An 8,151-nucleotide genomic window follows, 5' to 3' on the forward strand; every position below is an offset into this window, starting at 1 on the left:
ATATGTCTTATGTAATTCACAAGACATATAGAACATAAAAGATAAGACGCTTTATAGTCTCATCTCTTGTAAAGTAAGTAACAATCCTTAACAAATTAGCCCCAAAATTAAAGATATAGCTATAGCCAAATAAGTTAAGACATAAAACCCAGAAGAGGGTTGCGGCGCTTTGCGCCGCAACCCTCTTCTGGGTTTTGTTTTTGTCCTAACATAACTGGCTACTGCTATATAGAGGAAAATCATCTGCGATATTTGTTAAGGATTACAGTAGGTTTTCCATGGCTGCACCCGCCACCCGATAGTCACTATCATTTCTCAGTTCAACTATCGCTTGTTTGGCTTCAGGTGATTCAAACTGGATTAGTGCATAGGCGACTCGCACTCGAATATATTCAAATTCTGCATTTTTAAATTCGAGTAGCTTTGATAAAGCTGGTTCAGCTTGATTAGAACTAGATAGCGAACCTAAGCCATCAATACATGCTTCTTGAACTGCGGCATCTTCTCCTAGTAGTCCTAAACAGCATATTTCCAATACCTCTGGATAGCATTGCATTTCTACTAAAGCAGAGAGAATACTGCGTCTTACTAACCAATGATCGTCTTGATGAAATACTTGGACGAGGTGTGCTGCTGAAATGCGATCAAATAAGGAAATCGAGTTGGCAGCTTCGGCGCGAACATTTGGTGTGTTGTCATATCGCATAATTTGGAGAAGTGCAGCAAAGGATTCAGATGTTTTTTGCCGACCTAATTCTCTAGCCACAAAAGTCCGTACTAGAAACTCAGGATCTTTGATATGCTGGATTAGTAAAGGAATGGCAACTTCAGCTGTAAAATCCTTAAGTGCGGCGATCGCCTTAATCCGATACTGAAAGTCAGGATTTTGTAAATCAAGTTTGATCTGGGAAAGATCCATAAAGTATTGAGATAAGTGGAACTGAGGATTTTTGAGGTAGCGTGATTAATTAATTAATTAATTTAAGCTTAATGAGATCGGCTAAACTAGCTTTATGGCAATTTTCAATCAAATGAACCACGATAAAACTTTTGAAATCGTTGCTTAGCAATGCTTTCAAAAGTTTTATTGGTTTGGGCTTGAGCGCAAAACGCTGTAAGCTAAATTTACTCCCACTTCATTTATATTCTGAATTTGATGTCTAATCTCCAATTAAGCGAAAAAGTTCTTGCACTAATTAAGAAATCTCGCATCGTTAGCTTCAGTTCTTGGCAAAATATTTATCCAGATGTTGCTGTTACTAAATTTCAAGATGCCGACGATCGCGATCGTTATCTCACTGATGAGGATTTAAATGATTTACAAACATTAATACCTGCGATCGCTACAAATATTCCGATAGTAAAGTTATTGTCTGCACAAGCTCCACAAATTGTTGATGAGGCGCGACAACAGGTGTTAGAAACCTTCCCAAAAATCACCCAAGAAAGTGGAGGACTTTATCCTGTGGAACGAGCAAATGCTTGCTGGCGAGACTTTTGGCATTTTCTGCGCTGCATTACCTATGGTATTGCTGGTCAGCGTCTAGATTATTTAAGTTCTGAAGGGCTGAGGTATATGCAAGAGCTTTATCGAGAACTACAAGTACCTATTGATGCTATGATTCTTGGCTTAGCATCCATCAAAATTGCTAGTCTTAAACGACTTGCGCCAGAGCATCAGCATGAAGTAGCACCCTATTTTGATTGTTTAATTGAAGAGTTAAAACTTTTTGAGACCATTTAATTTAAAAATTAGATTTAGCAAAAATATTTTGCATTTAAGAATTTGTATTTAAGAATTTGTATTTAAGAATTTGTATTTAAGAATTTGTATTTAAGAATTTGCATTTAAGAATTTGTATTTAAGAATTTGTATTTAAGAATTTGTATTTAAGAATTTGTATTTAAAAAGTTTATGGCAACATCATTGCGAACCCGTCAACATAATTTAATCCAGAAGCTCGCAAACTGTATTGAAGAAACATGGCAAAAAAATCTAGATCTTGAAGCATATCTAATCCCCGAAGACTTAGGCTACATTGAGGGGCATTTAGAAGGAGAAAAATTAATCATTGAAAATCTTTGTTATCAAACTAAACAATTTCGTAAATTGCACTTAGAACTAGCTCAAGTGGGCAATGGTTTGGATATTCTCCATTGCGTAATGTTTCCAAATCCTGAGTATGCCTTGCCTATTTTTGGGGCAGATATAGTCGGAGGACGTGGGGGAATGATTAGTGCTGCGATCGCGGATCTGTCTCCTAGCAATCGCGAAAAATCTTTACCTGCTAATTACAAAGAGCAACTTGCCAACTTAAAAAATATTGAGTTTTCACAGCCTCGTGCTTTACCTGAATGGGCAGATATTTTTTCTGAGTTTTGTCTGTTTGTTCGTCCTGCTAATGTTGTTGAAGAGCAGGCTTTTTTGCAACGGGTGATAGACTTTTTGACGATTCATTGCCAAATTGCTACCAAGATAGCACCGCGAACCTCGGATGTTGAGGTTGCCAGTGCGATCGCAGGTCAGCAATATTACTGCACTAAACAACAACAAAATGATAAAACTCGACGAGTTCTCGAAAAATCATTTGGCGAAGAATGGGCAGAGCGCTATATGAACTCAATGCTATTTGACTCAATCGCTTGATTTCAAAGCGCAGTGCTGCACCTACTTTGCTATTGGGTAGAGTGTGAACATAAAGCTGTGTAAGTGTAAAATTCATGTATGCCTAAAAAAAAGAAATCTAAATCGCACAAAAAAAAGCCCCAAACTGCCATAAATGCTCAGCATACTCTCAAAAATCGTGAGCAAGCTGAGCTATTTCGACAACGGCAGTGGGTGAAACTATTTGCCGAAGTTACGTTTAAAATTAGGCAATCTCTACAATTTAAAGAAATTTTAAGGGCGACAGTAACTGAAGTGCAGCGAATTTTGCAAGCCGATCGCGTACTAATTTATCAAATTTTTCCTGATGGGACTGGACGAGCAATTACTGAAGCCGTTTTACCTGATTATCCAAAGATTCTGGATTTAGACTTTCCAGAGGAAGTATTTCCCCATGACTATCAACAACTTTATGCTAGAGGTAGAGTAAGAGCGATCGCAGATGTTAGCGATCACCAAGAAGGTCTATCGGAATGTCTGATTGAATTTGTACATCAATTCAATATCAAGGCAAAGATGATCGTTCCCATCCTGCAAAATTTGAATTCCCATCAACAAAATGAAGCAGTTTCTCCCAGCCAATTGTGGGGATTACTAATCGCGCATCATTGCGATCGCCCATATAAGTGGCTAGATTTTGAACTAGAACTGATGCAGCAACTTGCCGATCAGATCGGTATAGCTCTATCTCAAGCCCAATTTCTAGAACATTTAGAAGAAATCGTCGAATTACGTACTGCGGAATTACAGGAAGTCAATCGCAATCTCCAGCAGGAGATTAACGATCGCAAACAGGCGGAAACTGCTTTACGCCAGAGTGAAGAGCAGTTAAGGCTAATTACTAATGCCTTGCCAGTACTGATTTCCTATGTCGATAAGAACCAATGTTATCGATTTAACAATAAAGCCTATGAAGATTGGCTAGGTAAGTCTTTATCAGAAATTTATGGCAGTGATATTAAATCCGTTTGGGGAGATGACTGCTACTCAAGAATGCAGACCCATGTGAAGCAAGCGCTAAGAGGTCAGGCTGTGACCTATGAAAATGAAATTCTCTTAAAAGATGGTTCTCCCCGCTCTGTAAATGTTACCTACATTCCCCATGTTGATGAACATACCAATGTTAAAGGTTTTTTTGCGCTAACTGCCGATATTAGCGATCGCAAAGCGATCGAACGGATGAAAGATGAATTTATTGCTGTCGTCAGTCATGAATTGCGAACTCCTTTAACTTCCATGCATAGTGCGTTAAAAATTTTAGCGACGGGGAGATTAGGAACCCTTTCAAAAGATGGGCAGCAAATTCTGGAAATAGCGGATGATAATACAGTGCGCCTAGTCCGCTTGGTCAATAATGTCCTTGACTTGCAGCGCATCGAGTCTGGTGAAGTCAAAATGGAGAAACAGGTCTGTAATGTTTCCACTTTAATGATTCAGGCAACAGAAGCAATGCAGCCAATGGCACAAAATCACGGTGTAGTTTTAGTAGTTGAGCCAATTGATATTAACATTTTGGTGGATTCTGATTACATCGTTCAAGCACTAACCAATCTCATTAGTAATGCGATTAAATTCTCGGCAGTTAACGGTAAGGTATGGCTAACTGCGGAAAATCGACCAAATGCCAAAGTGCTATTTTCGGTTTCTGATGAAGGTCAGGGCATTCCATCGGACAAACTGGAAATTATTTTTGAAAGATTCCAACAAGTTGACTCCTCTGACTCTCGCCGTAAAGGTGGCACAGGACTGGGGTTAACCATCTGTCGCAAGATCGTCGAACAGCATGAGGGTAAAATTTGGGCTGAGAGTACCCTTGGGAAAGGTAGTACTTTTTCGTTTACTCTGCCATTATTAAACCTATGAGCTAAAACTATGCCAATCAAGAGGATTTTGGTAGTTGATGATGAAGAAAGTATTCAAACTGTTGTGCGGTTTGGGATTCAGATGGTGGCTGACTGGGAAGTGTTAGTTGCTAGTTCAGGAATGCAATGTATGAAAATAGCTGGTGATGCAAAGCCTGACGCTATTCTGCTCGATGTGATGATGCCCGATATGGACGGGCTCGCCACCTTTAAAGCCCTACAAGCCGATCCTCACACTGCAGAAATCCCAGTGATTTTTTTAACTGCGAAGGCTCAGACTTCAGAAAGACGACAGTTTAATGACTTACATATAAGCGGCGTAATTACGAAACCATTCAATTCCCTCGATCTGCCTGATCTAATTACGAAAATACTTGATTGGTAAGTCCCCAAAAATTGGTATAGCTGCCGCCAGTCTTGTTCGGACAAAATTAAATCCCAAGAGAGAGTTGCCGTGCTCCGCACGGCAACCCTCTCTTGGTGATTAAAACCCCAAATTATGAGTGGCGGCGCAAAGCGCCGCCACTCATAATTTGGGGTTTTATACCAAATCACAAAATGGCTATGCCATTTTGTGATTTTAAAACCCTTACTGGGTTTGGTTTTCAATTACCAAAAGTGTAGCCACACTTTTGGTAATTGGTATTACGTCCTAGCGGCTAGAAAGCGCTATACCTTTCCTCGGCAAAGGGTTCGCCACGATGATGATAGCCATTACGTTCCCAGAAACCTAGTTGCATTTTGTTGAGAAACTCTAGCCCATTCAGCCACTTAGCACTTTTCCAAGCATAAAGGTGAGGGACTACTAATCGTAAGGGACCGCCATTATCAACGGGCAAAGGCTTACCAAAAAGCGTATGGGCAAAGAAATTTTCTTCCCGCACAAAGTCCTCCATCGCAATATTGGTGGTATAGCCACCGTAACAATGTTCCATTAAATGTAAAGCTTGCGGCTCGACTTCGATATATTTTAAAAAGTCAGTTACTTTGATCCCTTGCCATTTGACATCTAGTTTTGACCATGTGGTGACGCAGTGAAAGTCAGCCGTAAATTCAGTTTGAGGCATTGCCATCAAGTCATCCCATGTGAAGGTTTTCTCTGTAGCTAGTCCCCAAACCCGCAATTGCCAATCTTGACGTTGAATATTGGGCGTATCTCCATAGGTCATGATTGGGAAGCCATTGGTTAGCCTCTGTCCTTTAGGAATGCGATCGGCATTGGGCGATTTAAATAAATTTTCAAACATAGAAAATCTTCACTCACAATCAACTGTGAATATTATCGCTGTTTCCTAAGGTAAACGCCTACAGTTATATAGCGATCGCCAAATGTACTAGGACATAAAACCCAAGAATTGACTGGCGGCGCGCGCGAAGCGCCGCCAGCCAATTCTTGGGTTTTGATTTGTCCTAATTCAAGTGACTGTAGCTATAAAAACCAAAACCAGAGAGCATACCGCCCGCTGCGCGGGCGGTATGCTCTTCTTGGTTTTAAGCTTACTTATGCCTAACTACTTAGTATCTGTTTATAGAAATGCTAATTTGAGCATCGTAAAGCGTAAAATGATTGCTAATCTTAAGCAAAAGGTATGTTTGGTCTACGAATATGTCCCTAACAGGATTACCAAATATTTTGCATGGTATCCAGTCCCGCACCAGTTGGCAGCAACGCTGTCAATATTTGTTAATTGTTGAAAAATGGTCTGATATCGTTGGGGAATCGGTCGCGCCTCAAACCTGTCCAATTGGCGTATATCAAAAAACTTTACAGGTAGCAGTCTCAAGTTCAATTTGGTCGCAAGCGCTGACCTTTGAAAGGGTAAGAATATTGGCGAAGATTAATGCACTATTCGATTTGGGAAGCTTAGCGATCGCTGATATTCATTTTTCTACGGCAAAATGGGCGACGCAACAACAGACGTTGAAAGAAATCGTCAAAGAACGTCAAGCTGTAACCGAGGATCACCCCAGTTACTTACCCCCTGCTCTGCCGCCATCCAAACCACTTAAGTCAAATCTTAAAGTTGTTCCGCCAGAAACTTCCAAGCCACCTGCAACGGCAAATGATGCATTTCAACGTTGGCAAGATGTGATGAAACTGAGAACCAGTCAAATGCCAAAATGTCCGAGATGCAATCGCCCTGCCTTGATTGGGGAACTATCTCGATGGCAGATGTGTCGAGTATGTGCGATCGAGAATTTGTTCAATTAGAATTTGTTCGATTATTCAATTAAATCTCAAGATATTTCAAGATATTTCAAGATAAATAATATGCATTATGACAAACCTAGAATCTCTCCATGCCTGCAACCCTAGCTTTGCTATCGTTTTACCAAAAGAAGATCATTACTATGTAGATTTAGCGGCAGCAAAGGGAGATGATGTTGTCAAAAGAATGCGGAGAGCGATCGCACTGTCTCCCAACAAACCAACCTGTCAATTGCTCTCAGGGCATATCGGTAGCGGTAAATCGACGGAATTGTTAAGGTTGAAATATGAGCTAGAGCTGCAAGGGTTTGCCGTAATTCACTGTGCTGCGGATAAATATCTCCAGATTGATGATGTGGGGTTAACTGAGATTTGGCTGATGCTCCTGACGGCGATCGTGCAACAACTGGAAAGTAAAGGCGATTCGTTATCTCTCGCCTACTTGCCCAATGCGATCTCGGAAATTGAAAAATGGATGCGGTTGCCTTCTCCCATTGGCATTTCTACCTATGTACCACGCTTACAAAGAATTTTGCAAGCTTTACAAGATAGCGAGCAACATCGCCGTCAATTACAACATTATTTTGAGTCACGGATCAAAAACCCCTTACTTGTTGCCATTGAAGAAGTCACGGGAACGGAGATTGATCGCTTGAAGCATTTAGGGAAGAAGGGACTGGTTATTTTGGTTGATAACCTCGATCGCTTGTCTCTCGAACAAGCCAAAATTATTTTTGGTGAAGGTGGCAAGTATTTACGGCAGTTTCAATGTCACATAATCTACACGATGCCACTTTTGGCAATTATCCATAGTGACGAGCAATTTCAGCAGAGATTTCAGAAGTATTTAAAGGGCAATGCGCCCATTATATTGTCTAACTTGCAGCTCCGCGATCGCCTTGGGGTCGTTAATCCTGAGAGTTTAAACCTACTGCGTCAAGTTGTTTTAGCGAGAATGCTGCCGAATATTGCTCCCGAAAAATGGTTGGAAAGGGTGACGGATTGCTTTGATCGCTTAGAAACTCTCGATTGTCTATGTCTGGAAAGTCATGGGCATTTACCCTATTTACTATCGATTTTACAAGGCTGCTTGCAATCACAAAATCCACCGATTTCTCTAGAGACTCTCAACCAAGTTTTAGAGACGGATCGGATGCATCGACTCTCGACAATTAGCGATCGCGATCGACAAACTTTACAGCAATGTCTGAACAGGGATTATGTCCTCACTCCCGAAGTCATCAACCTATGCCGTCGCCGTTTACTTTTTGAGCATCATGATGATTCTGGCTCTTGGTTTAGTAGCCCCTTTGTGTAGCAATGCGGCGATCGCCTATGTTCGGACAAGTGTAAAAACATTTATAGAGTTGCGGCGCTTCGCGCCGCAACTCTATAAAGCTGTCGCCAAGTGTACT

General features: G+C 40.9%; 8 protein-coding genes. 6 read left to right on the plus strand and 2 right to left on the minus strand.

From position 1 onward, the window contains the following. Positions 1-262 precede the first annotated feature (262 nt). Positions 263-919, minus strand: coding sequence for a HEAT repeat domain-containing protein (locus tag AC805_RS23850; protein ID WP_055077720.1), 657 nt, complete (start codon positions 917-919; stop codon positions 263-265). A 237-nt stretch (positions 920-1,156) separates the two neighbouring features. On the opposite strand from AC805_RS23850, the gene AC805_RS23855 reads away from it, so the two are divergent. From AC805_RS23855 to AC805_RS23870, 4 genes are all read left to right on the plus strand, one after another. Beyond that, entirely contained in the window at positions 1,157-1,744 is a 588-nt protein-coding gene (locus tag AC805_RS23855; protein ID WP_055077721.1) for a phycobilisome protein, read from the plus strand. Between the two features lie 171 nt (positions 1,745-1,915). Next, on the plus strand, positions 1,916-2,647 hold the full coding sequence (locus AC805_RS23860) for a phycocyanobilin:ferredoxin oxidoreductase (protein ID WP_055077722.1): 732 nt from the start codon (positions 1,916-1,918) through the stop codon (positions 2,645-2,647). Positions 2,648-2,725: 78 nt separating this feature from the next. Further along, on the plus strand, positions 2,726-4,528 hold the full coding sequence (locus AC805_RS23865) for an ATP-binding protein (protein WP_082429632.1): 1,803 nt from the start codon (positions 2,726-2,728) through the stop codon (positions 4,526-4,528). A gap of 9 nt (positions 4,529-4,537) precedes the next feature. Then, complete coding sequence (locus AC805_RS23870; RefSeq protein WP_055077723.1) at positions 4,538-4,912, plus strand: response regulator; 375 nt, start codon at positions 4,538-4,540, stop codon at positions 4,910-4,912. 274 nt (positions 4,913-5,186) lie between these two features. Here AC805_RS23870 and AC805_RS23875 read toward each other — a convergent pair whose 3' ends face one another. Continuing rightward, positions 5,187-5,774 carry a sulfite oxidase-like oxidoreductase gene (locus tag AC805_RS23875; protein WP_055077724.1) on the minus strand — a complete coding sequence of 196 codons (588 nt, stop codon included), beginning with the start codon at positions 5,772-5,774 and terminating at the stop codon, positions 5,187-5,189. A 359-nt stretch (positions 5,775-6,133) separates the two neighbouring features. Between AC805_RS23875 and AC805_RS23880 the strand changes: the two genes are divergently transcribed. Further along, the gene (locus tag AC805_RS23880; RefSeq protein WP_055077725.1) at positions 6,134-6,739 is read left to right on the plus strand and encodes a DciA family protein; all 606 of its coding nucleotides are present in this window, start codon (positions 6,134-6,136) and stop codon (positions 6,737-6,739) included. Positions 6,740-6,806: 67 nt separating this feature from the next. Continuing rightward, positions 6,807-8,054: an ATP-binding protein gene (locus AC805_RS23885; protein WP_055077726.1), complete on the plus strand. Its 1,248-nt coding sequence runs from the start codon at positions 6,807-6,809 to the stop codon at positions 8,052-8,054. Positions 8,055-8,151 lie beyond the last annotated feature (97 nt).

It is taken from the genome of Pseudanabaena sp. 'Roaring Creek' (genome assembly GCF_001402795.1).
In the GTDB taxonomy this organism is placed as follows: domain Bacteria; phylum Cyanobacteriota; class Cyanobacteriia; order Pseudanabaenales; family Pseudanabaenaceae; genus Pseudanabaena.